Source organism: Streptomyces sp. HUAS 15-9, assembly GCF_025642155.1.
Lineage (GTDB): Bacteria > Actinomycetota > Actinomycetes > Streptomycetales > Streptomycetaceae > Streptomyces.
In genome coordinates this window covers 5390200-5416562 of the sequence record NZ_CP106798.1, presented here as the reverse complement: position 1 = coordinate 5416562, position 26363 = coordinate 5390200, and the positions used below count along the sequence as shown (strand labels likewise).

Genomic DNA, 26363 nt, shown 5'->3' with positions numbered 1-26363 from the left:
GCTTTACAGGGCACCCATGGAGACGTGCCACCGACCACGGGACAGATGACACACGCCATCGGGCGTGATGCGGACTTGCGCACCGAGTAGCGGCAATGCACCCTCGGCGTTCAGTCGGTTCCGGATGCGTTCCAACGCATCCCAAAGCCGCTGGGGGCCGCTCTGGTGCACCTGAGGCGGGTCGGTCCAATGGGCGGACGCGCGTGCCCATGAACCATCGGGGTGCACCAGGTACGCGGTCCTGTGCCGCCCGCTGGTCTCGTAGCGGAGTTCGACGCCGGGCGTGGTTACTTCCAGCATGGAGCGGAGTTCCCATGCATTCGCCACGTCCACCACGGGGTAGCGGCCGGTGCTCGTCTGCTCCCCGTCGGCGTCGTGGGCGAGAGCGAACAGCTCGGCAAGGGCGGGCGGGTAGTCGTCGCCGGACCGGGTGATCATGAAGCCCGCCATATCCCGCTCTACCTGCCCGACCACGTCCCCGTTCGGATGCTTCCATCCGGTGATGATCAGGGGAGTGCGCGCAAGCGTCGTTGCGATCCGCCCGCCGAGTTCCAGCGCGCCGAGGACTGCCCGGAGCCCCGGCCCCGGAGACAGTGCCACTGTCGACACGATCCGCTCGTACGATCCCGGCACGTGTTCGGTGGCGTCCGCCGTGATCATCTTCGGGTGACAGCCCATGGATGCAAGCCGTTCGCCTGCCACGCTGACTAGGTAGGCGTCCACGTCCAGACTCGTCACGTACGCGTCTCCAAACCGGTGACAGGCGTATGCCGTGAGCCCGCCGGCGCCCGTCCCCAAATCCAGCAGAGACAGCCCCTCGCCGAGTCGGCCGTGTCGCAGCATCCGTACGATCAAGCTCGGCAACGTGGCGGAGGATGTGGGCTGTCCCTCGGGCTGGGCGTCAGGCTCGGCCCGGTCGGCGTGCAGCGTGCCCACCCGAGTGATCAGCGAGCGGTCCGCATAGGCGGCTTCCGCCCACGCTTCCGGGTCGCTTGGCCCGTCTCGCAGTACCCATCGTTCCGAGTCGTCCCGTCCCACCAGCGCGGCACAAGTTGGTGACGCGCGACGCGCGCCACGGGGGCGAGCCATCGTGAATCCGGGTCGGTCACCTGATCCGCGAGAGCGTGCGCCTTGTTCTCCCAATCCATGTTGCCGAGCTTTCAGGTCAGTACGCGGGGTCACAGGCTTCCGTGCTGGCGGGGTCACAGTCACCGGAGTCGTTGGGTGTGCACGCGTTCGCACGCAGCGGGGGACGCTCGCGGCCAGTTCCGCCCACGCCGCTCCGCCGAACAGATCGGCGAGGGGGTTTCCCGGACGTCGCCCGCCGGGAAGTCGCGCGAGAGCACGCACCCGGCAAGGTCTCCGTTCGGGAGAATGGCAGCGCGTCCGCGGGTGCACCTGCCACACATCTCGTCCAACGTCGTCGACTGTCCCGGCAGAGCGGCACGGCCCACGGCGCGCACCCGGTCCGTGTTGATGTGCTTCACGCCCATGGATTCCAGCTCGGTACGTGCTTCGGCAACGCGCTGCCCCGGCAGGATGTCCACGATTCCGGCGCGAACCGTGACCCCTCGGTTGACTGCCTCGCGGATGTGGCACCTGGTACGAACGTAGCTGCCCTCACGCCCGGTGATCTTGTCGTGTTCGGCGGGGTCGTTGCTGTAGTAGCTCGTCCCGAGCGTCACGCCCTCGCGGGTGAACACGTCCCACCAGTCGGGGGCGACGTGAAACAGGTTGCTGTAGATCTCTACGTGCATCCCGAGCGAGAGCCCGAGTTCCGTGAACTCCCGCCAGTGCGGGTGAACGGTCGGCTCACCGCCGATGAGTTGAATGGTACGGATGCCGAGTGCGGCAGCATCCGTGATGACCGCGCGCCAGTCGGCGGGCGTCATCGTGCCGTGGCTCGCTTGCGGGCTGGACTCTGACAGACAGTGCGTGCAGGTGAGCTGACACCTACCGGTGATCTCCAGTTTTCCGACTGCCTCTTGCGAGAAGCTGGCTTGACCAGGCACTTTGCGTGCCGGACATGTTCGCCACGTGTTCGGTCGGTGCTGCGGTGGCTGGCGTTCGGCAGGCCATCGCACCGCCCGCGGACCGGAATGCCTTTCGCTACGGGGCATCACGCTGCGGGGCCGTCGCCGATCTGAAGTTGGTTTACCCATCCCTGGGCGGCCGTGAGGCTCGGAGCGGTGCCGACCGGCTCGTATGCGAACCCGCTCCACTCCTCCAGGACGCGCAGCTCGTCGGGCCGGAGGTGACCGGCGCCGCCGTGCACCGGCCGGTGGCGTCGGTAAATGTCCATCGGTGGGCGGCGCCGCTTGTCGTACGCGGCGAACGGGTTGTCGGCGTCCACGCGCGGGACGGCGCGCGACGGCTGGTTCGACGGTCCGGGTCGGCTGTGCTTGCCCATGCCTCGGTGCTCTCAGGCTGCGATAGTGGTCGGCCTGGCGGTGGCGAGGTCCTTGGCCCGGGTCCGTACATCGTCGACCGAGGCGGTCTCGTACGGGCGGGCCGCGTCCAGCAGCGTGTTGAGCCGGGAGGCGACGAGCGTGGAGTCGATACGGGCCGCGTCGTCGAGCGCATGGTGGGCTGCGGCGGCAGCTTGCTCTGGCTCGCCCTCGTTGAACAGTGCGGCGGCGAGGCCGACGCGGTCCATGACTTTCACGCGGTCGAAGCCGGACTTGCGCAGTTGCAGCGCGTCCTCGAAGTGGGTGCTTGCGGCTCGGCGGGGACGGCCGATTCCAGTGAGGTCACGGGCGGATACCGCGCGGGCGCCCGCGTGTTCGGCGGCGTCGAAGTAGCCCACCCACTCCGGCACGTCGTCGCCGAGCCCGCCCGCCAGGAGCTCGTCGGCGGCGCCAAGGTGCGTATCCGCCTGGCGCTCGTCACCGAGGGCCGCGTACACCCGGCCGGTCTGCGAGGCGACCAGCGCCCGGGTCGCGGACATCTGGGCCTTCGTGGCGGCGACGCCGAGAAGACCGAGCGCGTCCTGGGGACGGCCGAGGTAGATCATCTGGTGGGACATGCGGGTGACGATCTCCACCCCACGATCTGGCTGTCCGGCTTCCCCGGCCGCGTATACGCCGTAGCTCCAGTACCGCTGCGCGACTCCGTACCGGCCGCCGGCGTCGTGGCTGACCCATCCGGCAAGCGCTGCCAGGTCGGCGGTCGCCGAGAAGACGCGGGTCTTCAGGGACGGCGGTACGCCGTCTTGGATGCGGCGGGCGACCTCGGCGAGCTGGGCGACGATCGCGGCGCGGTACAGACCGCCGCCCTTGGACGCGTCAGCCTTGGTGAAGAAGGCGGTCACCTCCTCCAGCGCGGTGACCGTGTCCGCGTCGAAGCCCTTGCGTGCGCCGCTCAAGGCGCGGGCGGTGCCGCCCAGCATTCGCTCGGCGGCGAGGATCAGCGGGGCGCCGACGGCGAGTTTGAGGGTGTCGCGGCGGTTCATGAACAGGTCCATCTGAGTCCATCCGGTCAGGGCCTGGGCGGCTGCCTCGGTCAGCAGCGGGAGCTGGATGCTATCCAGCACCGGACCGGCGGCCGTCAGGCCGAGATCACCGGGAGTGAGCGGCTGGCCAGCCGCTTCGGAGAGGACTTCGGCGAGCAGGGCAGGGACCGGCGGGCGGGGCCTCTCCCCGTCGATCCAACGCCGGATACGGGTCGCGTCCGGGGCGATCTGCCGGTGACCTTGGACCTTGGCCGCCGCGGCGATCCGCCGAGCGATCTCCCCGTGAGACAAGCCTGTGGCCGCGATCCACAGCTCCAGGTGTGGGTTGCCGGATCTGCTGGCCATCGCTGCCTCGCCTTCCCCGCCTGCGTATACGGAGCGTGGCATTTCCGCCACGGTTCGCGACCCCTACGGTACTGGTCAGGGCACGTGGCCGGCACCGATTCTACTCAAGGCGGCAGCAGTCCGGCTGACCGCTTGGCGTACGGGGGAAGGGACAACGCATGACGCTTGCACCCGAGGCTCCGTGGGCGATGCGGCTGGTCACCGACCGGCTGCCGATTGGCCCGCCGTCGTACGCGGCGGTGGCAATCGATCCGCTCTCGCAGACCGCCCGCTACACCGACGCCGCCGGCCAGGTGGTGGAGATGGGCAAGCACGGCACGTCGAAGACGACCGGTACGGCGTCGATGTCCGGGGGCGGCGACGGGCAGAACCCGCAGCCGCAGACCCAGGACGACAACACCACCGATTACGAGTCGGACTGACCAATGGCCTCCACCGTCCTGGTCGTCACCGCGCTGGAAGACGTCACCGCGGACAAGGTGATCGCCACGCTGAACGAGCGTGAGGTGCCCGTCGTACGCGTCGACCCCGCCGACATCGGCCCCTCCCTGACCTTCGGCTTCCGCATGGGGCAGGACAGTGCTGTGTGGGGTGGTCGGCTGCGTACGGCAAGCCGGGAGGTGGAGCTGGGGGTGGTGGCGGCGGTCTACTACCGCCGCCCCACCCCGTATGCCGCCCGGTTCGCGCATCTGCCGCCTCAACAGCGGGACTTCTGCGTCGCCGAGGCACGGCACGGGCTCGGCGGGGTCCTGAACCATCTTCACGGCGCGACGTACGTGAACCATCCCGCCGCCGTGACCCGCGCGGACTTCAAGCCCGCCCAGCTGGCCCGGTTCGCCGAGCTCGGCCTTCGGATCCCGCCGACCCTGGTCACCAACGACGTTGAGCAGGTACGGAAGTTCGCCGCAGAGCACGAGCATCTCATCTACAAGCCATTCCGTGGCCTTCCGGCAGACGAGGGCGGGCACGCGGGGGCGATCTGGGCCCAGCGCGTGAACCCCGACAGCTTCGACGACGCCCTCGCGGTGACCGCGCACCTGTTCCAGGCCGAGATCCCCAAGACCGGCGACGTACGCGTCACCGTTGTCGGCCGCCAAGTGTTCGCTCAACACGTCGCCGCCCCGGACAACGCGCTGGACTGGCGCCGCGGTGACTGGAACGAGTTGATCCACACCCCCATCACCGTCCCCACACCGATCGAGGCCGCGCTGCACAGCTACCTCTCCTCCTTCGGCCTGGTCTTCGGCTGCTTCGACTTCGCTCTGACCGGCGACGGGGACGACCCCGAGCACTGGACGGCGATCGAGTGCAATCCGAACGGCCAGTGGGGCTGGCTGCCCGACGCGCCAGCCATCACCGAGGCGTTCGCCGACATCCTGAGTAGGAAGGAGGCGGCAGACCATGACGCTGCCCCCCGACTGTGAGACCGACGCCGCACGACTGCGCGAGACGATGGCGAAGTCCCTCGCCGAGGACGGCGTGCTCGATGACCCGACCTGGCGCCAGGCGGTTCAGACGGTGCCCCGGCACCGGTTCGTGCCCGGCTTCTACCTGCCCGCCGACGAACGCGACGGACAGGGCCTGACCATCTGGGAGCCGGTCACCGCCGAGCTCGACTACGGCCGCTGGCTGGCCGCCACGTACTCCGACACCACGCTCATCACGCAGTTCGACGGCGACGAACCCGACTGGAAGCAGCCCGCCGCGCGGCACGGCGGGGCGCCGACCTCGTCGTCCACGCTCCCCTCCCTTGTGCTGCGGATGTGGGCCGACGCCGACGTCCAAGAGGGGCACACGGTGCTGGAGATCGGCACCGGGACCGGCTACTCGACGGCGCTCGCCTGCGAGCGTCTCGGCTCCGCCGACGTCACGTCGATCGAGGTCGACGGCCACCGGCTGGAACAGGCCGCGAGCGCGCTGTACGCGTTGGGTTACACGCCGACCCTGGCGGTGGCGGACGGCCTGTACGGCTACTGGCCCGAAGCATCGTTCGACCGGATCGTGGCCGCCTGTTCGTTCCGCGCGGTGCCCTCGGCCCTGCTCGCCCAGACCCGACCGGGCGGGAAGATCCTGCTCACACTGTCCGGCTGGCTCTACGGATACGCGCGGGTGCTGCTGACGGTGGCCGAGGACGGCACGGCCGAAGGCCAGCTGCTGGGCGGCACGGTGTCGTTCATGTCGGCCCGTACGCACACGGCGCCGGTGTTCGGTAACCCCGCCCACTGGGCCGCGGGCCTGCCGGAGAGGTCCCGGACCACTTCGCACAGTCCGGAGCGGATCACCGCTGCCACCGAGGAGGCGTTCCACCTGCGCTTCCTCGCCCAGAGTGCGGTGCCCGACGCACAGATGACGACCGTGGGCGAGGTGGTGCACCTGGTCGACGTCGTCACCGGCTCCGCCGCCACCCTCACCCCGGGCGACGGAACATGGCAGGTCCGCGAGGGTGGCCCGGTGAAGCTGTGGGAGCGGATCGAGCGCGTCCTCGACGCCTACGACGCGGCCAGCAGGCCGGGGCCGGAGACCTTCACCCTGCACGTCTACGACGGCGGCCAGCACCTGCGACACGAGCAGATGCCTGGCCTGCCGCTGCCCGGGCCCTGACGCGGGCCCCGAGTTGCAGGCGAGCACAGCGCCCAACTGCCGCCGGTGCTGCCCTCGCCCTCCTCTCGTCGCATGCAGCGACCAAAGCCCTGCTGAGCTGAACGCCCGCCCACGCAAAACGCTCGGCTGGGAAACCCCAGCCGAGCGCCTCGCCAAGCCCCTGGCCACAGCCAGTTGATCACTTTGCTGCAACGACACCCGGCCGTCGGAGAGTCACTGCGTCTTGACAGTGACCTTGCCGTCGATGATGTCCTGCTTGGCCTTGTCCACGGCGGTGACGACGTCCTTCATCGCCTGGTACTTCGGGTTGGAGTCGGCGAAGCCCACGCCGCCCGACTTGAGGTCGCCGCGGACCTCGCCCTGCAGGGGCTTGCCGTTGGTGACGGACTTGACCAGGTCGTACACCGCGCCGCCGACGTTCTTGAGGGCGGAGCCGAGGATGTAGTCCTTGTACTTGGCCAGCGCGTCCTGCTTGTACTGGTCGGAGTCCACGCCGATGGCCCAGATCTTGTGCTCGGCGGCGGCCTTGATGACCCCCTGGCCGGACAGACCGGCGGCGGCGTAGATCACGTCGGCGCCCGAGTCGATCTGACCGTTGGCGGCGTTCTCACCCTTGTCGGGGCTGGAGAAGCCACCCTCCTGCGGGGTCTGGGTCAGGTACTGCTTCTCGATCTTGATCTTCGGGTTGACCGACTGCGCACCCTGGATGAAGCCCGCCTCGAACTTGTGGATCAGCGGGATGTCCACACCACCGATGAAGCCGATGTGGTTCTTCTTGGTGGTCTTGGCGGCCGCGACACCGGCGAGGTACGAGGACTGCTCCTCGTGGAACACCATGTCGGCGACGTTCTTCGACGTGATGCTGTTGTCGTCGATGATGCCGAAGGTGATCTTCGGGTACTTGGCGGAGACCTCCTTGACGGCCGGCGCGTAGACGAAGCCGACGCCGATGATCGGGTTGTAGCCCGACTTGGCCAGCTGCTCCAGGCGCTGCACCTTGTCCGCGTCGGTCTCGTTGTCGTTCGGCTCGACGTCCCGGCCGCCGATCTTGAACTCGGTCTCCGCCTTCTGGAAACCGGCGTAGGCGGCGTCGTTGAAGGACTGATCGCCCTTGCCGCCGATGTCGTAGGCGAGACCTATGCCCTTGCCCGAGTACTTGCCGTTCTCGGACGTGCTCGAGGAATCACTGCTGGACTTGCCGCACCCGGCGGCGGCGAGGGCGACGACCGCGACGGTCACCGCAGCTTGGGAGAACCTGGTCCTCCGAGAGTTCAGACGCACAGCAAGCACCCTTCATCCCCACGGCACCGTCGCCGGCCCGCTTCCCCAATGTGCCGCCTCTGGTGGCGATTCCGGCGCACAGTAACGCGCGTAGAAGGCAAGGGGAACGGGGTTTCTCCGGGCCGTTATCGATTCGTGCCGACTCCGGGTTACAGCTGGGATCCGGCAGTTACAACAGGGTGACACAAGAGGGCGAAGAGGTACTAATGGGACACCTCTTCGCCATCCGGCCGCTACTGTGCGGCGTCGAGCAGGGCGGCGGCGGTGAACAGCTCCACGCCGACCACGATGGCGTACTCGTCGGCGTCGAAGTCGCCCTGGTGCAGGTCGTGCACCGTGCGCTCGCCGGGGGTGTGCACCCCGAGCCGCGCCAGGGCTCCGGGCACATGCTCCAGATACCAGGAGAAGTCCTCCCCGCCGAGGCTCTGCTCGGTCCCCTCGACCGACTCCGGGCCGCGCCGCGCGACCATGGCGTCCCGCAGCAGTTCGGTCACGACCGGGTCGTTGACCACCGGCGGGACACCCCGCACATAGTTGATCTCCGACTTCGCCCGGTGCATGGTCGCGACCTCGTCGATCGCCGCGTGCACGATGTCGGGCGCCTCCCGCCAGGCCTCCAGGTCCAGACAGCGCACGGTGCCCGAGAGCTCCGCGTGCTGCGGAATCACGTTCGGCGCGTGTCCCGACTCGATCCGCCCCCAGGTCACGGCGAGCCCGCTCCTGCTGTCCACGCGCCGGGCGACGAGCGCGGGCACGTCGATGGCGACGCGGGCGGCGGCGGTGACCAGATCGGTGCTCAGATGCGGCCGGGCGGTGTGCCCGCCGGGGCCGTCCAGCGCGACCTCCAGCCGGTCGCAGGCGCTGGTGATGGCTCCGTGCCGCAGGCCGATCTTCCCGACGTCCACCCGGGGATCGCAGTGCACGGCGATGATGCGCCGCACCCCGTCCAGCACCCCGCACTCGATGATGTCGGTGGCACCGCCGGGCAGCACCTCCTCGGCGGGCTGGAAGATCAGCCGTACGGGCCGGGGCAGCCGGCCCTGACGGTGCAGTTCGGCGAGGACGAGTCCGGCGCCCAGCACCACGGCCGTGTGCACGTCGTGTCCGCAGGCGTGGGCCCGGTCGGGCACGGTGGAGCGGTACGGGCAGTCGCTCTTCGTGTCCGGGATGGGCAGGCCGTCGATGTCGGCCCGCAGAGCGAAGATGCCGCCGCCGTCACCGCCACCCGCCTCCGCCACGCCGATGTCGCATACGAGCCCGGTTCCGACGGCGAGGACGCGGGGGGTGAGCCCGGCCTTCTCCAGCCGCTCCTTGATCGCGGCGGTGGTGCGGAACTCCTGGTTGCCCAGCTCGGGGTGCATGTGCAAGTCGCGCCGGAACGCTACGAGTTCGGCGTACAGCGCTTCGCTCAGCACGCCGGGCAGCACATCACCGGGCAGATCGGCCTCGGACTCTCGGGACATCAATTGGTTCACCCTCTGAAGGGTAGGACGCCCGGACGGTCAACTGACCCTCGATCAACAAAAGTTCAACCCGTTAGGGGAAGAAAATCTGACCACCGGACGCATAGCTATCGACGGGGATGGGTAAACTCGTCCGACTTCAAGCCAAGTCGATCACGAAATTCCACGGCGCGCGACCCCGGCCGCGCGCCTGAACCCTTCCTCGTCACTTTTCCTCCACGGATACCACGCCCCGCCCGAGCACGGCTGGAGCTGTCCATCCACCGGACCGGGAGATCCACCGGACCGGAACAAGCGCGGGACGGCCCGGCGGCCGCGCCGGTAACGTGCGCCGATGTGACGGAACCGGATTTCATCCAGGCCACCCGCTCGTCCTACGACGCCATCGCCAAGGAGTACGCGGACCGCTACCCGGACCACCTCGCGGACCGGCCCGTGGACCGCGCCATGCTCACCGCCTTCGCCGAACTGGCCTCGGCCGCCGCCCCCGCACCCGTCGCCGACCTCGGCAGCGGCCCGGGCCACATCACCGCCCGTCTGCACGACCTCGGGGTGCCGACCTTCGGCGTCGACATCTCCCCCCGGATGACCGCCCTGGCCCGCGAGGCGCACCCGCATCTGCGCTTCCACGTGGGCTCGCTGACGTCCCTGGACCTCCCGGACGGCACGCTCGCCGGGATCGCCGCCCTCTACTCGATCATCCACGTACCCGACGAGCACCTGCCGGCGGCGTTCGCGGAGTTCCACCGCACCCTCGTCCCCGGCGGCCACGTCCTGCTGGCCTTCCAGTACGGCGACGGCGACGGCCTGCGCCTCACGGAGCGCTTCGGCCACGAGATCAGCCTCGACTACCACTGGCGCACCCCGGACACGGTCGCCACCGTCCTGACCGAGGCGGGCCTCCACCCGCTCGCCCGGACGGTGCGCGAACCCCTGGACGAGGAGAAACTCCCCCGCGGCTTCATCCTGGCCCGCAAGGCCCCGGCCGACCGGCACGGACAGCAGGACCAGACCTCGGCCTGACCGGGGCCAGACCGGAGTCGGACGGCGGCCAGACCGAGGCCGGACGGGGCCTGACCCGAGCCGGACAGGGGCCAGACCCGGGACGGACGGGGCCTGACCCGAGCCGGATGGGGGCCAGACCCGGGACGGACGAGGCCAGACCGAGGCCGGACGGCGGCCAGACCGAGGCCGGACGGGGCCTGACCCGAGCCGGATGGGGGCCAGACCCGGGACGGACGAGGCCAGACCGAGGCCGGACGGCGGCCAGACCGAGGCCGGACGGGGCCTGACCCGAGCCGGATGGGGGCCAGACCCGGGACGGACGAGGCCAGACCGGAGTCGGACGGCGGCCAGACCGAGGCCGGACGGCGGCCAGACCGAGGCCGGACGGCGGCCAGACCGAGGCCGGACGGGGCCTGACCCGAGCCGGATGGGGGCGTGACCGGGGCCTGAAGGGGGCCAGACCGGGGCCTGACCTGGCTAGACCGCGCTCACCGCCGCCAGCCGATGCACGTCCCGGGCCGTCCCCGTCACGCCCGACAGGAACCCCTGGGCCCGGGGCGAGGCGTTCTCCGTCAGCCAGGCCGGGTCGATGTCGCACACGGCGACCCGTACTCCCGTGCCGACGAGTGCGAGGGGCAGGGTGTGGACGACCGTGGACGGGAAGCTGAGGATCGTCCGCCCGATCGGCCCGCGCCGGGCGATCAGCTCGAGCGGGAGGTCGGGGCGGACGATCTCCAGTCCCGTCGCGGCGGCGAGCCGGTGCAGCTTCTCCGCGCTCTCGCGGCGGTGGGCGAAGTACCGCAGGGCCCCGTGGGCCTTGGCCAGGCCGCACACCGCCTCCAGATAGCGGTCCCCGTCCACGACCCCGGTCTCCACCAGGGACGTGCCCACCATGTCCGCGCCCTTGGTGATGCGCGGCGGGCCGAAGCGGGCCCGGGTCCAGCCGAAGTCGTTCGCGGTGACCGTGACGCCCTGTGGGGTCTCCTCCATCGGCATGGACGAGAAGACCTCCACCCGGCGCTTGCCGCTGGGGGTCAGCCGACGCCGGGCCGAGGACGACACGGGGGCGAAGAGGAGGTCACGCGGGCCGGGGCGGCCGCCCTTGCGGTGCCAGCGGACCAGACGCTCGCCACGGGCGAGCTGGGCGACGAACTCCATCGTCGCCGTGCCGTCGTCGACCACCACCAGGTCCTTGGCCCGGGTGATCGTCAGCAGCAGCTGTACATAGCGGGAGAACGGGTCTCCCATGACGATGCGGTCCGCCCGGCGCAGTGCCCCGGCGAGCCCGCCGATCGTGTGGAAGGGCGCGGTCGTACCGCCCCGCGCCTCCTCCCAGCGGACCTGGTACCCCTCGTCCCGAGCCAGGTCGGCCATGCGGCGCAGCTGGCCCCGGGTCATGGGGTCGGTCGGGGACAGGACGACGACGGTGAGCTCCGCGCCCGCCGACGGCGGCCCGCCGACGGCGGACCGCCTCACCTGGGACGGCACGGACGGCGGCGAGCCCGCGCCGGACTCTCCCGCCCCTCGCAGGGCGTGGACGTGCGCCCACTCCAGCACGTTCAGCAGCTGTACCGGGCTCTCCACGAACGCGAGAGTGCGGGGGGTGCCGGTGTTCCCGGCGCGGGGGCTCATCGACGTACGACCGTCCCGTCGTAAGGCGTGGTGTATGGCGTTGTCGGTGTTCGGGTCGCTCAGACCGCGACCGGCTCGCCCGCCGCGGCCGCGATCTCCGCCTCGGCGACGACACCGGCGACACGGCGCAGCTTCTTCATCGGGCCGAGCTCGGAGTCGTAGACCTTCTTGACGCCGTCACCGAGGGAGGCCTCGATGGTGCGGATGTCGCGGACGAGGCGCGTGAGGCCCTGTGGCTCCACGGAGGCGGCCTGGTCGGAGCCCCACATGGCACGGTCGAGGGTGATGTGGCGCTCGACGAAGGTGGCGCCGAGGGCGACGGCGGCGAGCGTGGTCTGCAGGCCGGTCTCGTGGCCGGAGTAGCCGATCGGGACGTTCGGGTACTCGTCCTGCAGGGTGTTGATGACGCGGAGGTTGAGCTCCTCGGCCTTCGCCGGGTACGTCGAGGTGGCGTGGCAGAGCAGGATGTTGTCGCTGCCCAGGACCTCGACCGCGTGGCGGATCTGCTTCGGGGTGGACATGCCGCTGGAGAGGATGACCGTGCGGCCCGTGGCGCGCAGGGCGCGCAGCAGCTCGTCGTCGGTCAGGGAGGCGGAGGCCACCTTGTGGGCGGGGACGTCGAACTTCTCCAGGAAGGCGACGGCCTCGGTGTCCCACGGGGAGGCGAACCAGTCGATCCCCTTCTCCTTGCAGTGCGCGTCGATCTGGCGGTACTCGTCCTCGCCGAACTCCACGCGGTGGCGGTAGTCGATGTAGGTCATCCGGCCCCAGGGGGTGTCGCGCTCGATGTCCCACTGGTCGCGCGGGGTGCAGATCTCCGGCGTGCGCTTCTGGAACTTCACGGCGTCGCAGCCGGCCTCGGCGGCCACGTCGATCAGCTTGAACGCGTTCTCCAGCTCACCGTTGTGGTTGATGCCGATCTCGCCGCAGATGTAGACGGGGTGGCCGGGGCCGGCGGTGCGGGAACCGAACTGGCGGATGCGGGAGTTGCTCATGACAGGGGGTGTCCTTACTTGGTGAGGGAATCGAGAGAGGGGCCGAGGATCCAGCTGGCGATCTCTCGGATGGCGCCGTCGCCACCGGGGACAGTGGTGACCGCGCGTGCGGCGCCGCGCACGACGTCGTGGGCGCTCGCGACCGCCACGGGCCAGCCCACGAGGGCGAAGCACGGGAGGTCATTGACGTCGTTGCCGACGTAGAGCACGCGCTCGGGCGCGATGCCCTGCTCCTCGCACCACTGCTTGAGTGCGAGGTCCTTCCGGTCGATGCCGTGCAGTACCGGGATCTGCAGCTTCCGGGCCCGGGCGGCGACGACCGGGTTCTGTTCCGTGGACAGGATCAGCATCTTCAGGCCGCTCTTGCGCAGCGCGGCGATGCCGAGTCCGTCCCCGCGGTGCACGGAGACGAACTCCCGTCCATCGGAGTCGATCAGCACCCTGTCGTCGGTCTGGGTGCCGTCGAAGTCGAGGACTACGGCGTCGATGTCGTCGTAGGTGGGCAGGGCGCCAGGCCGGTCCGCGTCGAAGAGCGGGGCCAGGGCGCGGGCGCGGGCCAGGTCGTGCGGGTCGTCGATCTCCAGCACACGGGCCGGGTCGGTGCGGACCAGTTCGGTGTGGCCGAAGAAGCGGTGGTTGTGCTTGCGGAAGCCGGCCGCGTCCATCGCGTAGGCGGCGCCGGTCTCCAGCAGGTCCTGGGGGCGGTCCTGGCGGCGCGGGCGGAAGGACTTGTCGTGGTTGACGCCGTAGCCGCCGGCCACAGAGGCCTCGTCGGCCTCCCCGGTGACCGCGGCCGGCACCGGCGCGTCCGCCCCGTCCCGCCAGATGAAGCCGTGGAAGGGGGCCACGGTCACGGCCGTGTCGGCGCCGTTGTCGACGATCGCTCCGGCCACCGAGTCGATGTCCTCCCGGACGATGAACGGGCTGGTGCACTGGACGAGCAGGACGACGTCGACGGGTGCGCCGTGCAGCGCCTCGTGGGCGTCCATGGCGTGCAGGACGGCGGCCTCGGAGGTGGCGGTGTCGCCGGCGATGACGGCCGGGCGGAGGACGACCTCCGCGCCCGCCTGCCGGGCCGCCGCCGCGATGGCCTGGTCGTCGGTGGAGACGACGACGTCGGTGACCAGCCGGGAGGCACGGCATTCGCGTACGGCGCGGGCGACCAGCGGGACACCGCCGACCGGGGCGAGGTTCTTCGCGGGCACGCCCTTGGAGCCGCCGCGCGCGGGAATCACGGCGAGCACGCGGTGTACGACGGTCGCTTCGGGATGGGACATCGGCTCTGTTCCTTCGGACGCTTGACGCGGGATCCGGTCGCTCACAGCTCTCCCATTCGTCGGATCACGGGTGCCACCCGCTGGACGCCGTGGCGGTAGGCGCCGCGCGCCGCACGGCGCACGATCTGGCGGACCGGTCCCGGCGCCTTGTCGGCGGCGGGCGCCCCGGGCAGCGGTGAGCCGTCGGGGCCGAGGTGGTGGCGGGCGAGAATCCCCGGCAGATAGCCGGGCGCGGTCTCGGTCGTGTAGTAGGGGTTCAGGGGCGGCAGGCCACCGGAACGGCCGAGGAGCCCGGCGATGCGCTCACGTGCCGCGTCGAACGCGGTGCCGTACGAGCCGTCGGCGGCGACGCCCTGCCGGGCGACCCACTCCTCGTCGGGAGCCGGCCGGTGTCCGGCGTCGAGCTGGTCCCAGGAGGCGAGGCAGCCGGAGCCGACGAAGTGGTGGTTGCCGAGCACCTCACGGACGCCGAGGTCGGTGAGGACCGCGGTGGGGATCCGGCGGTGCAGCGCCTCCAGCGCGGCCGTGGAGCTGACCGTGACGAGCAGGTCGGTACGGTCGAGGACCTCGCCCATGTGCCCGTACACCAGGCGGAAGTTGGCGGGCAGGTCCATGCCCTGCGCCAGCTTCTGGTAGGGCAGTTCCTCGATGTGCGTGGTGTGCTCGCCCGGCCTGGAGCGCAGCTTCAGCAGCACCTCGCGCTCGGGGTGCGTGCGGGCGTGCTCGATCAGCCGGTTCAGCAGGTAGGTACGGTCCTTGCGGCTGTCCGGGACGGAGGGCTGGGCCGCGAACACGACGGTGTACGGGTCGTGTTCGCCGGTGTAGGGCTCCCCGCCGAGGAACGGCAGGGCGACCTCGGTCACCGAGGAGGCGTCGGCGCCCACTCCCTCGTACACGGCCCGGAAGCGGTCCGCGTCCTGGCGGGAGTTGGCGAGAACGAGGTCCGCGCCGTGCCGCAGCAGCAGCCCGTCGGCGAGCTTCTCGTAGACGACGCCGACATAGCCGGTGACGACGACGGGACGCTTCCCGGAGTCGTCCCCGAGCCGCCGCAGCCCGTGCAGCATGGCCTGTACGGCGCCGCCGACGAGGGCGAGGACGAGGATGTCGTACGACTCCTCGCGCATCGCACGCAGGAACTCGACGGCGGTGACCTCGCGGAGCGAGTCCGCGTGGACGCCGACTTCCCTCAGCTGGCGGGCGGTCGGGGTGGCACGGCCCCGCAGGAGGTATCCGTCGAGCCGGACGTCCGCACCCTCGGGGATGACGCGTTGCGCGGTGAGCGCGCCCCATTTCCACCGGGTGTCGGAGTCCGCCAGGACGGCGATCCGCGGGGACTTCGTTGCACTTGCTGGCACATCGAAGACGCTAGGAAGGCATTCCTAGGTTCCGCCCAACCCGAATACAACAAAGGGTTAACAGCGCGTCGACGAATGGCGAATCGGCCCCGGAACCGGCCCCCAATAAATCCAGTTCACAGCTTCGCCGCACGCCGTTCACCCAAAATCAAGCTGCCAGTCAAGACGGATGCCGGGCCGCCGCCTAACGTCATCTGCGTGGTCAAGCTCTCCGTCATCGTGCCGTTCTACAACGTGCAGCAATACGCGCCCGACACCTTGAAGAGCCTGCGTGCGAACGCGCGTGAGGACTTCGAATTCATTCTCGTCGACGACTGCTCGCGCGACGAGACCCCGGACATCCTCGCGCGCGCGAAGCGCGAGCTGCCGGGCGCGGTCTATGTCAGACATGAGAAGAACGGAGGACTGGCCACCGCGCGGAACACCGGGATCGACAAGGCGCGCGGCGAGTACCTGACGTTCCTGGACGGCGACGACTGGCTCGCCCCGGGCTACTACCCCCGGCTGGTCGCCGCCATGGAGGAGCTGGGCTGCGACTTCGTGCGCACCGATCATGTGCAGTGCACCGGGCGGGCGCGCGCCATCCACCGCGTGCCGCACGGCCGGCGCGGCGTCGTGATGAACCCGCGGGACGCGATCCTGCCCGCCGACCGGTCCACCTCGGTCGACTACGCCTACGCATGGGCGGGCGCCTATCACCGCCGACTGGTCGACAAGGGTGTGCTGCACTTCACAGACGGACTGCGCACCGCCGAGGACCGGCCGTGGATCTGGAAGCTGCACCGGGAGGCGGATTCCTTCGCCGCGGTGAGCCTGCTAGGTGTCTATTATCGGCGCGGTGTCGCCTCTTCGCTCACGCAGATCGGGGACGTGCGACAACTGGATTTCATCCGGGCATTCGACCAGGTCATCGAGGAAACCGCGCAGGACCGTGACGCGCGTGAACTTCTCCCCAAGGCCGTGCGCACATATTGCGCCATCATTTCCCATCATCTGGGTTCCATCGAAAGGTTCGAACCGGCGGTGGCACGGAAACTGAAGTCGATGAGCGCGATCGCCCTGCGGCGCATGCCGCAGGACGTGCTGGACGAAGCACTCGATTCCATGGACATCCAGCGCGCGACCAAGCTGCGCCGGCTGCGCCGCCGTCCCGCCGGCGCGGGGGTCGCCGCGTGACCACCCAGATCTTCCTGGCGTCGACGCTCTACGGCACCGCCACGCTCGCCGCCGCCCTCGACTCCGGCTGCTTCCGCCCCGCCGACCGGCGCATCCTGCTGGTCTGCAACAACGCGGCGACACCCGAGACGACGCCGGGCCCGGACGAGATGCCGGGCTTCGAGCGGCTGCGCGGTCGCTTCGACGACGTGCTGTCGTGGAACGAGACCATCTCCCCCTTCCATCCGGGCGGTTGGGCCCCGCGCCCGGACGACGCGCCGCTGTGGGAGCGGCATCTGCGGCTGCTGTGGGACCTGGGCGACGACGACATCGAGCTGATCGTGGAGTCGATCCAGGTCAACCCGGCCCTCGGCTTCTGCCAGATCTTCGTCGGCGCCCCGGTGACCGTCTACGCCGACGGTCTGATGAGCTACGGCCCCACGCGAAACAAGATCGACCCGCTGGTCGGCACGCGCATCGACCGTCTGCTGCACCTGGACCTGGTCCCGGGCCTCAAGCCGGTCCTGCTCACCGAGTTCGGCGTCGAGCCGGAGATCGTGCGGACGGACGCCTTCGTGAAGGTGCTGGCCGAGCTCGTCGACACCGGGGACGAGCTGCCGGCGGCCGAGGAACCGGCCCTGCTGCTCGGCCAGTACCTCTCCGCGCTCGGCATCCTCACCCCCGAGGAGGAGGAGAACCTCCATGTGCGGATGCTGAAGGGCGCGGTCCGGCTCGGCCACACGCGGGTCGTCTTCAAGCCGCACCCCTCCGCCCCGGCCCGCTGGTCGCGCGCCCTGGAGAGGGAGGCGGAGAAGCTCGGCGCCGACCTGGTCGTGCTCGACACGCCGGTCCTCGCCGAGGTGCTGTACCAGCGGATGCGTCCCGCGCTGGTCGTCGGCTGCTTCTCCACCGCCCTGCTCACCGCCTCGGCGCTCTACGGCCTTCCGGTCGCCCGGGTCGGCACGGACACGCTGCTGGACCGCCTGACGCCGTACGAGAACAGCAACCGCGTGCCGGTGACGATCGTGGACGCGCTGCTGCCCGAGCTGTCGGACCGCGAGGCCGTCACCGGCCAGAGCCCCGGCATGGACGGGACCCGTCTGGGCGAGCTCGTGCGGGCCGTCGCCTACGCGATGCAGCCGAAGATCTACCCCGACCTCCGCCCGGCGGCCGAGCAGTATCTGAGCAGGCATCTGAACCCGCACACCTGGCGTTACTTCAAGCGCAGACGTCTGACGTCGCTCGCGCTGCCCGGCGCGGTCCCGGCGCAGCTCGCCTTCATCCCGCGCAACGCCACGGTACGCCGGGTGGCACGGCAGGCACGCTTGCTGAGGCGGGCCGTTGGCGGCTGAGCCGGGGGGCCGGTACGCCGGGCCGGCCACCGCGAACGCCCAAGGCAACGCGCGGGTGAACTGATCCCGACCGCTCGGCGAACGGTCGTCCCGGCAGCCAGGAACCCCCTGTTAATCGGACTAATGTCCTTTGGGTCAACCGAGTCCCAACGAGGGGAATCCTGTGATCGACACGCCCACGGACACCCGGGAAACCCCCGCGGGCACGGTGATACGTCCTGGGGCGCCGGAGCCGTCCACCAAGCAGGCCAAGCCCCGCGAGACCCGGCTGCGTGCCCTGGACGGACTGCGCCTGATCGCGGCGCTGATGGTGGCGGCGTACCACTACGGCGGCCGGGACGGCGAGGTCGCGCACGCCTGGGGCACATCACCGAGGCATCAGTTCCCGGCGCTCCACCAGCTGTTCGCCTACGGCTGCCTGGGCGTGCAGGTGTTCTTCGTGATCAGCGGCTTCGTCATCTGCATGAGCGGCTGGGGCCGGCCGCTGCGGTCGTTCTTCGCCTCGCGCGCCTCCCGGCTGCTGCCCGCCTACTGGGCGGCGATCATCATCGTCACGGCGGTGTTCGCGCTGCCTGTGGTGGCGTACAAGGCGGTGTCGCCGAGTGACTTCCTGGTGAACCTGACGATGCTCCAGCAGCCGCTGGGCGTCGACCGGGTGCTGGGCGTGTGCTGGACGCTGTGGGCCGAGGTCCGCTTCTACGCCCTGTTCGCCCTGTGCGTCGTGCTGCCGGGCGCGAACCGCCGCCGGGTGATCATGTTCTGCGCCGGCTGGACGCTCGCGGCGGCCATCGCCCAGGGTGCCCGGCAGCCGCTTCTCGACATCGTGCTGATGCCCGAGTACGCGCCCTACTTCATCGGCGGTGTCGGTCTCTATCTCGTCCACCGGAACCGGCGCGACGCCTACGCCTGGGGCATCGTCGCGGTGAGCTGGCTGATCGGCCAGCACTACGCGGTCACGCGGCTGTGGCACCCGGAAAGCGTGCACGCCTTCTCCTACCGCGGCTCCTTGGGCATCGTGCTCGTCGTCACCTTCGGGTTCCTTGCCGTCACCGCGATCGCGCTGGGCTGGCTGAACTGGGCCAACTGGCGCTGGCTGACGGTGGCAGGCGCCCTCACCTACCCGTTCTACCTGGTCCACGAGCACCTCGGCTGGGTCGTCATCGAGGTCCTGCACCGACGTCTCGGCATCCCGTCGTACGGCACCCTGCTGCTGACGGTCTGCTCCATGCTGCTGCTGGCCTGGCTGTTGAACCGGTTCGTGGAGGAGCGCTTCACGCCGAAGCTGCGTACGGCGCTGTCGAAGCCGCGGCCGTAGTCGTACGACACTCCGATTCCGGGGTTCGCGGGGCGGGACGGTCAGTCGTCGCCGTCGAGGAGGGTGTCCACGGAGAGGTCGAGGGTGATGCCGACGGACTCCGGGACGGGGACGGTCTGGCCTCGCTTGAAGCGAACGGGGTCGGGGTATTTCCCGTCGACCGGATCCGTGTAGAGCAGTACCTCGTCATGTCTGCGATCGGCGATCAGGTAGGCAGGAACGTTGGCCCGAGCATAGACATCGACCTTCGTGGCCGTGTCGTTTGTCCAGTTGGAGGAGGTCACCTCCAGCACCAGACGAAAGACATGCGGCGAGTAACAGTTCTTCTCGACGTGTGCGTCCTTGTAGTCAGCGTCGACGATGGAGAAGTCCGGCACCGCGTAGTCGTCCGGGCCGGTCGGCAGCCACAAACCGATGCCCAGGATGTACTTGATCCCCGCCTGCCTGGCTCTGACCTTCATGAACTCCTCGACGAGCCAGGTCAGCGTCTCCTGATGCGGCCCATCCGGCGGCGGTGTCACAACAATGCTCCCGTTGAGGATCTCCACCCGGTGCCCGGGCAGCTCCTCCCAGAGCCGGTCGGCAGCATCGGCAAGCGACGACTCGTGCAGCATCACAGCCACGGCACCCTCCTTCCGGGAACACCCTCCATGAGCCTAACCGGGGGCGTGCGGTTTCTGCCCCTGATCACCCATACGGACGAATCATCCAGCCTCAGAACGCGTCCGACGGCACGTACGCCCCCCAGACCTCCCGCAGCGCGTTGCACACCTCGCCCACTGTCGCCCGCGCCCGTAGCGCCGCCCTCATCGGGTACAGGACGTTGTCCTCGCCCTCGGCCGCCTTCTTCAGGGCCACCAGTGCCGCGTCCACGGCTGTCTGGTCCCGTTCGGCGCGCAGCCTCGCCAGCCGGTCCGCCTGCTGGGCCTCGATCGCGGGGTCCACGCGGAGGGGTTCGTAGGGCTCCTCCTCGTGCAGCTGGAAGCGGTTGACGCCGACCACGACCCGTTCGCCCGCGTCCGTCTCCTGGGCGATGCGGTACGCGTTGCGCTCGATCTCCTCCTTCTGGAAGCCGCGCTCGATCGCCGCGACCGCGCCGCCGAGGTCCTCGACCCTGCGCATCAGGTCGAGCGCCGCCGCCTCCACGTCGTCCGTCATCCGCTCGACGGCGTACGAACCGGCGAACGGGTCCACCGTCGCGGTCACATCCGTCTCGTGGGCCAGGACCTGCTGCGTGCGCAGGGCCAGTCGCGCGCTCTTGTCCGTGGGCAGCGCGATCGCCTCGTCGAAGGAGTTGGTGTGCAGGGACTGGGTGCCGCCGAGCACCGCGGCCAGGGCCTGGACCGCCACCCGCACCAGGTTCACCTCGGGCTGCTGGGCCGTGAGCTGGACGCCCGCCGTCTGGGTGTGGAAGCGCAGCATCCAGGACTTCGGGTCCTTCGCGCCGAACTCCTCCCGCATCACCCGCGCCCAGATCCGGCGGGCCGCGCGGAACTTGGCGACCTCCTCCAGGATCGTCGTCCGGGCGACGAAGAAGAACGACAGCCGGGGCGCGAAGTCGTCGACGTCCATGCCCGCCGATACCGCCGTACGGACGTATTCGATGCCGTCGGCGAGCGTGAAGGCGATCTCCTGCGCGGGGGACGCGCCGGCTTCCGCCATGTGGTAACCGGAGATCGAGATCGTGTTCCACTTCGGGATCTCGGCCCGGCAGTACTTGAAGATGTCCGCGATCAGCCGCAGGGACGGCTTGGGCGGGAAGATGTACGTCCCGCGCGCGATGTACTCCTTCAGGACGTCGTTCTGGATGGTGCCCGTGAGCCGGTCCGCCGGCACGCCCTGCTCCTCCGCCACCAGCTGGTACAGGAGCAGCAGCAGCGCGGCCGGGGCGTTGATCGTCATGGACGTCGACACCTTGTCCAGCGGGATTCCGCCGAACAGCACCCGCATGTCGTCGATGGAGTCGATGGCCACACCGACCTTGCCCACCTCGCCGTGGGCGAGCGGCGCGTCCGAGTCGTGGCCCATCTGGGTGGGCAGGTCGAAGGCGACGGACAGACCGGTCGTGCCGTGCGCGATCAGCTGCTTGTAGCGAGCGTTGGACTCGGTCGCCGTGCCGAAGCCCGCGTACTGCCGCATGGTCCAGGGGCGGCCCGTGTACATCGTGGGGTACACGCCGCGGGTGAAGGGGTACGCACCCGGCTCGCCCAGGGTCTCGGCGGGGTCGCGGCCCGCGAGGTCCCGCGGGCCGTAGACGGGTTCGATGGGCAGTCCGGACTCCGACTCACGGGCCATGGTGTGTGCCTCCGCATTACGTTCGTCACTCCTTACGATGCCCCGTTGTTCGTCGGCGGTCACGTTGGGAAGCATTTCCGGCATGGGGAGCCTCGGAAGAACAACCGCCGCACTCACCTCGGCCGTCGCACTCGCCGCGCTGTGCGGCTGCACCGTGCAGGTCCCGGACGCGGACGGCAAGCCCCGCTCGCCGGTGCACGTCCAGTTGCCGGGTGACCCGACGCCGCGCTCGAGTCCCACCCCCACCACGGCGCCCGCCGGGAACCGGCCCGCCCGTGTGCTGTGGTCCCGCGGCGACTCCGGGACGGCCGTGCGTGAACTGCAGGCCCGCCTGCGCCAGGTGGCCTGGCTCTTCGACGGGCCGACGGGGACGTACGACGATCTGACCCAGAAGGCGGTCAGCGGCTTCCAGGGCAAGCGCGGGCTGCCGCGGACCGGGAAGACCGACATCGTCACCTGGCAGCGGCTGCTGCGGATGACGCACGAGCCGGGCACCTGGGAGCTGTATCTGATGGGCGGTCAGCCGGCCGCCGCGCCCGATCCGCGCTGTCTGACCGGACGGGTGCTCTGCATCAGCAAGACGAGCCGGACATTGCGCTGGATGGTGGACGGCCGGACGGTGTCGACCATGTCGGTGCGGTTCGGCGCGCAGTACACCCCGACCCGGGAGGGTGTGTTCAGCATCTACTGGAAGTCGCGCCACCATGTGTCGACGCTCTATCACTCCCCCATGCCGTACGCGATGTTCTTCAGCGGCGGCCAGGCGGTGCACTTCTCGTACGACTTCGCGGCGCGCGGTTACGCGGGCGGCTCGCACGGCTGTGTCAATGTGCGGGACGAGGCGGCGATCTCGCAGCTCTTCGCGCAGGTCCGGACCGGCGACAAGGTCGTCGTCTACTGGTGAGACCGGGGAGATTCCGAGACCGGAGAGAATTTGGGGCGCGGGCGGGACCGGGGGAACGTGTCCCGCCCGCGCCAGGTGCACGAGCCGTAGGTACGGGGGGAACCCCGGCTCAGTGCGACGGCCGATGACCAGTCGGCTCACTCAGTACTGCGTGCGAGCTGCTGAAAACGTCACACCCCCCGCGAAAAAACTTCTGCGACTTATGAAAGCGCAGGTCACAGACGCGGGGAAGGGGTCAGAGCGCGCTGTACGTCGGGCTGGGCAACGGGAGGGGTGTCCGGTCGGGACCGGTGGGGCGCTGCGGGCCGAAGGCCGTCGGGGCGGGCAGGCCGACCCCGCCGTTCTGGTGATGGTCGTTGCCGCCGCCGCGGCGATGGCGGCCGTGCCCGTCCCGTCCGTGGCCGTCCTGGCCGTCCTGGTCGCCCTGGCCGTCCTGGTCGCCCTGGCCGTCGCCGCCCTTGCCGTCGCCGCCCTTGCCGTCGCCGTCCTCGCCGGAGGCGTCGGCCGCGGCCTTCAGGACGGCCTCGCAGTACTTCCACACCCGCGCGGAGCCGCCAGCCGCCCCCTCCAGGGTGCGCCTGCGGCCCGAGCCCAGGGTCTTGCCGTCCCGGATGTCGCGGCAGGCCTCGGCCACGCCGCGCCACCAGGTGCCGGTCCCGTCGGTGGAGCCGGGGGTGCCGCCCTTGTCCTTGCTCTTGCCGTCCTCGCCGTCCTTGCCCGCCGTGTCGCGCGAGGGGCCGCCGCTCGGCCCGACCCCCGCCGTGCCGCCGGGCGTAGGCGCACCGGACGTACCGCCCGGCACGCTGTCCCGCGAGGGCGAGCCGGCCGGGCGGTCGGGGGTCGCGGCGGCCGAGACCGAGGCCCCGGACCCGGGCTTCTCGTCGCCGAAGGGCGTCGGCAGGGCTCCGGTGCCGGCGGCCACGGCGACCCCGCCGACCATGCCCACGGCCAGCGCGGCGGCGAGCCCCCAGGCGTGCGGGGCGGGCCCAGCGCGGGCGGGAGCGCGGCAGCCGGGCGGCGCGGGACGGGCCGCCGATACGGACCAGGCCGACGTCGAAGGAGCGGCCGGTGCGGCGCGCGGCGGACTCGGCGCCGTGGCCGTGACCGGCGGTGAACCGCTCGGCGGCCGTTGCCTCGCGCGCCTTGCGGAAGGCGGCCAACGCGGCTTCCTCACCGGGGAGTTCGGCACCGGCCGGGGCGGCGTCGGGGGCGAGTGCGCCGAGGGCCTTGGCGAGTCGCTCGGCCTGCTCGCGGGCGGAGGCGTCGACGGCTTCGAGCGACTCACCGCGCAGCAGATGTTCCGCCGTTTCCCGGTCCAGCCACTTGTCCTGCTCGTCGGCCATCACATGTCCTTCTGCGTCCGCGCTCGCGTATGCGTCACAGTGGCGGACGTCACCGCACGGCGGCGTGGTTCTCGCTGGGCGGGCAGCGCGTCGAGCACTCCGGCCGCTTCCGGATCCTCCCCGAGCAGTTCCGCGAGCCGCTTCAACCCGCGGTGTGCGGCGGTGCGTACGGCGCCCGCGCGCTTGCCGAGCGTCTCGGCCGCGGTCTTGGCGTCGAGGCCCACGACGACCCGCAGCACGACCGCTTCGGCCTGGTCCTGCGGGAGCCGCGCGATGAGGGAGAGGGTGCTGCCGGTGGCCAGGGCCTCGATGGCCTCGCCCGCGGTGTCGGACTCGGCCGCCCGGCCGGACAGTTCGGTCTCGTCGCCGCCGATCGCGGGGCGGCGTCCGCGCATCCGTATGTGGTCCAGCGCGCGGTTGCGGGCTATACGGGCCGCCCAGCCGCGGAACCGGTCCGCGTCGCCGCTGAACCGCTCCAGGTCACGGGCTATCTGCAGCCAGGCCTCGGACGTCACGTCCTCGGCGTCCGGATCGCCGACCAGCGTCCGTACGTAACCGAGCAGCCGCGGATGTACAGCGCGGTACACAGTCCGGAAAGCGGTCTCGTCCCCGTCCTGTGCCGCACGCACCGCGGCGGTCAGCTCCGCGTCGTCCCCCAGCACCCGTGGTTCCTCAGTAGATGGTCGCGGCTTCCGTAGATGTCGCGGCTTCGAGTCCGCCGATCGATGCACTGGTCATGCATCCACGCTCGACGCGAATGGCACGTTACGACCTGAAACCGCTCCTCGTCCATGTCCGTACAAGATGCAACTAACTCGTGACGCACCGAGGTGTGACAGAAAACGCACTCATGGCGCTGTAGGGAGTACGGGTCGCCGCGCGGCCCGTGCCGCGCGACGGCCGGGGCCTCTCCTGTGGGGGGTGGCGGCTCCGGCCGTTGCCTCGGCAGCGCAAATCCGGCCACCCACGGTCAAATCCGGAGTGAGCCGAATCACTTCTCCTTGGCGGGAATCACTTCTTCTTGGTCGAGTTCGGGTTCGGACTGCCCTTCACGGTACTGCCCGACTCATCACTCTTGTCACCCTTGCCCGTATTGCCGGACTGCTTCGCCTTGTCGCTCTCCGTCTGCGCCAGTTGCCGGGCGCAGTACGCCGCGACGTTCTGCTCGCCGCCCGCGGCCTGCGCCAGCCGCTGCCAGGCCGTCGAACCCAGCGCCTTGCCGCGGTCCTTGGCCTGCTCATAGGCACGGCAGTGGGCAAGGGTGTCGTTGGCGGTGTCCGGGCGGCCGTGGGTCGCGGGGCCGGACGGGGCGAGCGAGGTGCGGGACGGCCGGACGGCGGGTCCGTCGGTGGTGCCGGTCGCCGGTGCCGGGTGGTGCCCGTCGTCGTTCCCTCCGTGCGAGGAGGTGACCGTGCCGATGGCCGCGACGGCGACGCCGCCCAGGGTGAGGCTCGCCAGCGCCATCGTCACCGTGGTCCTCACCGAGCGCCGTGCGCGCCCGCGCTCACGGGGTTGCCAGTCGTCCCGGCGGCGGGTCCCCGCCCGGTGCGCCCCGGCGTCACGGGCGGCCCGGAACGCGGCCGCGGCACGCTGCTCGGCCTCGGGGTCGACGGCACCCGCGCGCAGCGCGGCACCGAGGAGCACCTCCAGATTCTCGGGCTCGAACGTCCCACGGGGGTCGGCGCCGTCCGGGTGCACGCGCCGACGGCCGGAAAGACCGCCGCCGCTTCGCCGTTCACCCATGTCCGCTTCCATCCCTGTCCGGCGGTGCGCCGCCGCTTTTGTTCATGTCGACTCCCCCAGCGTGCGAGAGCCGTCTTCCGTCACACCTTCCGCCTCGTCCCCGGCGCCGAGCCGCCGGGCCAGCCTCTTCAGCCCCCGGTACGCGGCGGTGCGCACGGCGCCGGGGCGCTTGCCCAGGACCCGTGCCGCCGCGGGGCCGTCGAGGCCGACGACCACGCGCAGCAGGACGGCCTCGGCCTGGTCGCGCGGCAGCTCGCGCAGCAGACTCAGCGCGCCCTCGGTCGAGATGGCCTCCAGCGCCTGCTCGTGTGTGCTGTGCCGGCCGGGCAGCTCCAGTACGTCCTGTTCCAGCGCCGTCGCCCGGGGCCGTACCCGCCGGCGGCGCAGATGGTCCAGCGCCCGGTGCCGGGCGATCGTCGCGCTCCAGCCGCGGAAGCCGGCCCCGTCGCCCTTGAACCTGCCCAGGTCCCGGGCGATCTCCAGCCAGGCGTCCGAGGCCACGTCCTCGGCGTCGTCGCCGACCAGGCCGCGCAGATAGCCGAGCAGGCCCGGCTGCACCAGCCGGTACACGACCGTGAAAGCTGTCTCGTCGCCCTCCTGGGCCCGCGCGACGGCCGCGCCCAGCTCCCCGTCGTACGCCTGACCGCGGCGGGGTTCCCCTCCCTGGCCCAAGAACCGTCCTCGTCCGTACCGAGCCCGCGCTCGTGTGCGCGCCGGCAGCGAATCCGTTCCGTGGGACACGACAGGCGTGTCCCACGTCCCACGTTTCTCAGCGCCGATGCTCACAGAACTGTCACAGCTCCGGCCGTCCCGCCGGCCCCGGCCGATGTCAGTGGTGTCTCCTACGCTGC

At 70.6% G+C, this 26363-nt stretch carries 23 protein-coding genes and 1 pseudogene; 8 read left to right on the top strand and 16 right to left on the bottom strand.

Annotated elements, in window-relative coordinates; genetic code table 11:
- Positions 1-3: 3 nt before the first annotated feature.
- The 4 genes and pseudogenes from N8I87_RS25100 to N8I87_RS25085 all read right to left on the bottom strand — a co-directional run bounded on the left by N8I87_RS25100 (position 4) and on the right by N8I87_RS25085 (position 3796).
- Positions 4-1148 (bottom strand): annotated as a pseudogene (locus tag N8I87_RS25100) (methyltransferase domain-containing protein).
- Positions 1149-1208: 60 nt separating this feature from the next.
- On the bottom strand, positions 1209-2012 hold the full coding sequence (locus N8I87_RS25095) for a radical SAM protein (protein ID WP_317633489.1): 804 nt from the start codon (positions 2010-2012) through the stop codon (positions 1209-1211).
- 107 nt (positions 2013-2119) lie between these two features.
- Entirely contained in the window at positions 2120-2410 is a 291-nt protein-coding gene (locus tag N8I87_RS25090; RefSeq protein ID WP_263211940.1) for a DUF6087 family protein, read from the bottom strand.
- A gap of 12 nt (positions 2411-2422) precedes the next feature.
- Complete coding sequence (locus N8I87_RS25085) at positions 2423-3796, bottom strand: NsdA family TPR-like regulatory protein (RefSeq protein ID WP_263211938.1); 1374 nt, start codon at positions 3794-3796, stop codon at positions 2423-2425.
- A gap of 188 nt (positions 3797-3984) precedes the next feature.
- Between N8I87_RS25085 and N8I87_RS25080 the strand changes: the two genes are divergently transcribed.
- The 3 genes from N8I87_RS25080 to tgmC are packed head-to-tail and all read left to right on the top strand — an operon-like array spanning position 3985 to position 6397.
- Positions 3985-4218 carry a putative ATP-grasp-modified RiPP gene (locus tag N8I87_RS25080; protein ID WP_263216644.1) on the top strand — a complete coding sequence of 78 codons (234 nt, stop codon included), beginning with the start codon at positions 3985-3987 and terminating at the stop codon, positions 4216-4218.
- 3 nt (positions 4219-4221) lie between these two features.
- Positions 4222-5220 carry an ATP-grasp ribosomal peptide maturase gene (gene tgmB / locus N8I87_RS25075; RefSeq protein ID WP_263211936.1) on the top strand — a complete coding sequence of 333 codons (999 nt, stop codon included), beginning with the start codon at positions 4222-4224 and terminating at the stop codon, positions 5218-5220.
- The gene (tgmC, locus tag N8I87_RS25070) at positions 5198-6397 is read left to right on the top strand and encodes an ATP-grasp peptide maturase system methyltransferase (RefSeq protein ID WP_263211934.1); all 1200 of its coding nucleotides are present in this window, start codon (positions 5198-5200) and stop codon (positions 6395-6397) included. The genes tgmB and tgmC overlap by 23 nt, the downstream gene beginning before the upstream one ends.
- A gap of 213 nt (positions 6398-6610) precedes the next feature.
- Here tgmC and N8I87_RS25065 read toward each other — a convergent pair whose 3' ends face one another.
- Entirely contained in the window at positions 6611-7636 is a 1026-nt protein-coding gene (locus N8I87_RS25065) for a BMP family lipoprotein (RefSeq protein ID WP_263211932.1), read from the bottom strand.
- A gap of 275 nt (positions 7637-7911) precedes the next feature.
- Positions 7912-9141 carry an amidohydrolase gene (locus N8I87_RS25060; protein WP_263211931.1) on the bottom strand — a complete coding sequence of 410 codons (1230 nt, stop codon included), beginning with the start codon at positions 9139-9141 and terminating at the stop codon, positions 7912-7914.
- A gap of 336 nt (positions 9142-9477) precedes the next feature.
- Between N8I87_RS25060 and N8I87_RS25055 the strand changes: the two genes are divergently transcribed.
- Positions 9478-10164, top strand: coding sequence for a class I SAM-dependent DNA methyltransferase (locus N8I87_RS25055; protein WP_263211929.1), 687 nt, complete (start codon positions 9478-9480; stop codon positions 10162-10164).
- A 459-nt stretch (positions 10165-10623) separates the two neighbouring features.
- On the opposite strand, the gene N8I87_RS25050 is transcribed toward N8I87_RS25055, so the two are convergent.
- Genes N8I87_RS25050 through N8I87_RS25035 form a run of 4 tightly spaced genes read right to left on the bottom strand, consistent with a single transcriptional unit; the run spans position 10624 to position 15405 of the window.
- Positions 10624-11778, bottom strand: a complete 1155-nt coding sequence (locus N8I87_RS25050; protein ID WP_263211927.1) for a hypothetical protein — start codon at positions 11776-11778, stop codon at positions 10624-10626.
- Between the two features lie 59 nt (positions 11779-11837).
- Entirely contained in the window at positions 11838-12773 is a 936-nt protein-coding gene (locus tag N8I87_RS25045; RefSeq protein WP_263211925.1) for an N-acetylneuraminate synthase family protein, read from the bottom strand.
- A 14-nt stretch (positions 12774-12787) separates the two neighbouring features.
- Positions 12788-14050 (bottom strand): N-acylneuraminate cytidylyltransferase, encoded by a 1263-nt coding sequence (locus N8I87_RS25040; RefSeq protein WP_263211924.1) that lies wholly within the window; start codon positions 14048-14050, stop codon positions 12788-12790.
- A gap of 41 nt (positions 14051-14091) precedes the next feature.
- A complete protein-coding gene (locus tag N8I87_RS25035) occupies positions 14092-15405 on the bottom strand; it encodes a DUF6716 putative glycosyltransferase (protein ID WP_263211923.1) in 1314 nt (437 codons plus the stop codon).
- A gap of 198 nt (positions 15406-15603) precedes the next feature.
- On the opposite strand from N8I87_RS25035, the gene N8I87_RS25030 reads away from it, so the two are divergent.
- The 3 genes from N8I87_RS25030 (at position 15604) to N8I87_RS25020 (ending at position 19227) form a co-directional block, all read left to right on the top strand.
- Positions 15604-16581 (top strand): glycosyltransferase family 2 protein, encoded by a 978-nt coding sequence (locus N8I87_RS25030; protein ID WP_263211922.1) that lies wholly within the window; start codon positions 15604-15606, stop codon positions 16579-16581.
- Positions 16578-17912 (top strand): alpha-2,8-polysialyltransferase family protein, encoded by a 1335-nt coding sequence (locus N8I87_RS25025; protein ID WP_263211921.1) that lies wholly within the window; start codon positions 16578-16580, stop codon positions 17910-17912. Before N8I87_RS25030 ends, N8I87_RS25025 begins: the two co-directional genes overlap by 4 nt.
- A gap of 208 nt (positions 17913-18120) precedes the next feature.
- Positions 18121-19227, top strand: a complete 1107-nt coding sequence (locus N8I87_RS25020) for an acyltransferase family protein (RefSeq protein WP_263216641.1) — start codon at positions 18121-18123, stop codon at positions 19225-19227.
- 41 nt (positions 19228-19268) lie between these two features.
- Here the strand turns inward: N8I87_RS25020 and N8I87_RS25015 are convergent, their stop codons facing one another.
- Together N8I87_RS25015 and N8I87_RS25010 are read right to left on the bottom strand one after the other, a co-directional pair.
- The gene (locus N8I87_RS25015; protein WP_317633565.1) at positions 19269-19841 is read right to left on the bottom strand and encodes a Uma2 family endonuclease; all 573 of its coding nucleotides are present in this window, start codon (positions 19839-19841) and stop codon (positions 19269-19271) included.
- A gap of 100 nt (positions 19842-19941) precedes the next feature.
- Positions 19942-21522 (bottom strand): acyl-CoA mutase large subunit family protein, encoded by a 1581-nt coding sequence (locus tag N8I87_RS25010; protein WP_263211917.1) that lies wholly within the window; start codon positions 21520-21522, stop codon positions 19942-19944.
- Positions 21523-21604: 82 nt separating this feature from the next.
- On the opposite strand from N8I87_RS25010, the gene N8I87_RS25005 reads away from it, so the two are divergent.
- Entirely contained in the window at positions 21605-22426 is an 822-nt protein-coding gene (locus N8I87_RS25005) for a L,D-transpeptidase family protein (RefSeq protein WP_263211915.1), read from the top strand.
- A gap of 235 nt (positions 22427-22661) precedes the next feature.
- Here the strand turns inward: N8I87_RS25005 and N8I87_RS25000 are convergent, their stop codons facing one another.
- From N8I87_RS25000 to N8I87_RS24985, 4 genes are all read right to left on the bottom strand, one after another.
- A complete protein-coding gene (locus N8I87_RS25000) occupies positions 22662-23366 on the bottom strand; it encodes a hypothetical protein (protein ID WP_263211913.1) in 705 nt (234 codons plus the stop codon).
- A gap of 402 nt (positions 23367-23768) precedes the next feature.
- Positions 23769-24431: an RNA polymerase sigma factor gene (locus N8I87_RS24995; RefSeq protein ID WP_263211911.1), complete on the bottom strand. Its 663-nt coding sequence runs from the start codon at positions 24429-24431 to the stop codon at positions 23769-23771.
- 349 nt (positions 24432-24780) lie between these two features.
- Positions 24781-25512: a hypothetical protein gene (locus tag N8I87_RS24990; protein WP_263211909.1), complete on the bottom strand. Its 732-nt coding sequence runs from the start codon at positions 25510-25512 to the stop codon at positions 24781-24783.
- 42 nt (positions 25513-25554) lie between these two features.
- On the bottom strand, positions 25555-26184 hold the full coding sequence (locus tag N8I87_RS24985) for an RNA polymerase sigma factor (protein WP_263211907.1): 630 nt from the start codon (positions 26182-26184) through the stop codon (positions 25555-25557).
- Between the last annotated feature and the right edge of the window lie 179 nt (positions 26185-26363).

Excerpts from the sequence above, each read along its gene's own strand:
- N8I87_RS25090 (WP_263211940.1), bottom strand. The coding sequence starts at position 2,410 with ATGGGCAAGCACAGCCGACCCGGACCGTCGAACCAGCCGTCGCGCGCC.
- N8I87_RS25085 (WP_263211938.1), bottom strand. The coding sequence starts at position 3,796 with ATGGCCAGCAGATCCGGCAACCCACACCTGGAGCTGTGGATCGCGGCC.
- N8I87_RS25080 (WP_263216644.1), top strand. The coding sequence starts at position 3,985 with ATGCGGCTGGTCACCGACCGGCTGCCGATTGGCCCGCCGTCGTACGCG.
- tgmB (WP_263211936.1), top strand. The coding sequence starts at position 4,222 with ATGGCCTCCACCGTCCTGGTCGTCACCGCGCTGGAAGACGTCACCGCG.
- tgmC (WP_263211934.1), top strand. The coding sequence starts at position 5,198 with ATGACGCTGCCCCCCGACTGTGAGACCGACGCCGCACGACTGCGCGAG.
- N8I87_RS25060 (WP_263211931.1), bottom strand. The coding sequence starts at position 9,141 with ATGTCCCGAGAGTCCGAGGCCGATCTGCCCGGTGATGTGCTGCCCGGC.
- N8I87_RS25050 (WP_263211927.1), bottom strand. The coding sequence starts at position 11,778 with ATGAGCCCCCGCGCCGGGAACACCGGCACCCCCCGCACTCTCGCGTTC.
- N8I87_RS25045 (WP_263211925.1), bottom strand. The coding sequence starts at position 12,773 with ATGAGCAACTCCCGCATCCGCCAGTTCGGTTCCCGCACCGCCGGCCCC.
- N8I87_RS25040 (WP_263211924.1), bottom strand. The coding sequence starts at position 14,050 with ATGTCCCATCCCGAAGCGACCGTCGTACACCGCGTGCTCGCCGTGATT.
- N8I87_RS25015 (WP_317633565.1), bottom strand. The coding sequence starts at position 19,841 with ATGCTGCACGAGTCGTCGCTTGCCGATGCTGCCGACCGGCTCTGGGAG.
- N8I87_RS25010 (WP_263211917.1), bottom strand. The coding sequence starts at position 21,522 with ATGGCCCGTGAGTCGGAGTCCGGACTGCCCATCGAACCCGTCTACGGC.
- N8I87_RS25005 (WP_263211915.1), top strand. The coding sequence starts at position 21,605 with ATGGGGAGCCTCGGAAGAACAACCGCCGCACTCACCTCGGCCGTCGCA.
- N8I87_RS25000 (WP_263211913.1), bottom strand. The coding sequence starts at position 23,366 with ATGGTCGGCGGGGTCGCCGTGGCCGCCGGCACCGGAGCCCTGCCGACG.
- N8I87_RS24990 (WP_263211909.1), bottom strand. The coding sequence starts at position 25,512 with ATGGGTGAACGGCGAAGCGGCGGCGGTCTTTCCGGCCGTCGGCGCGTG.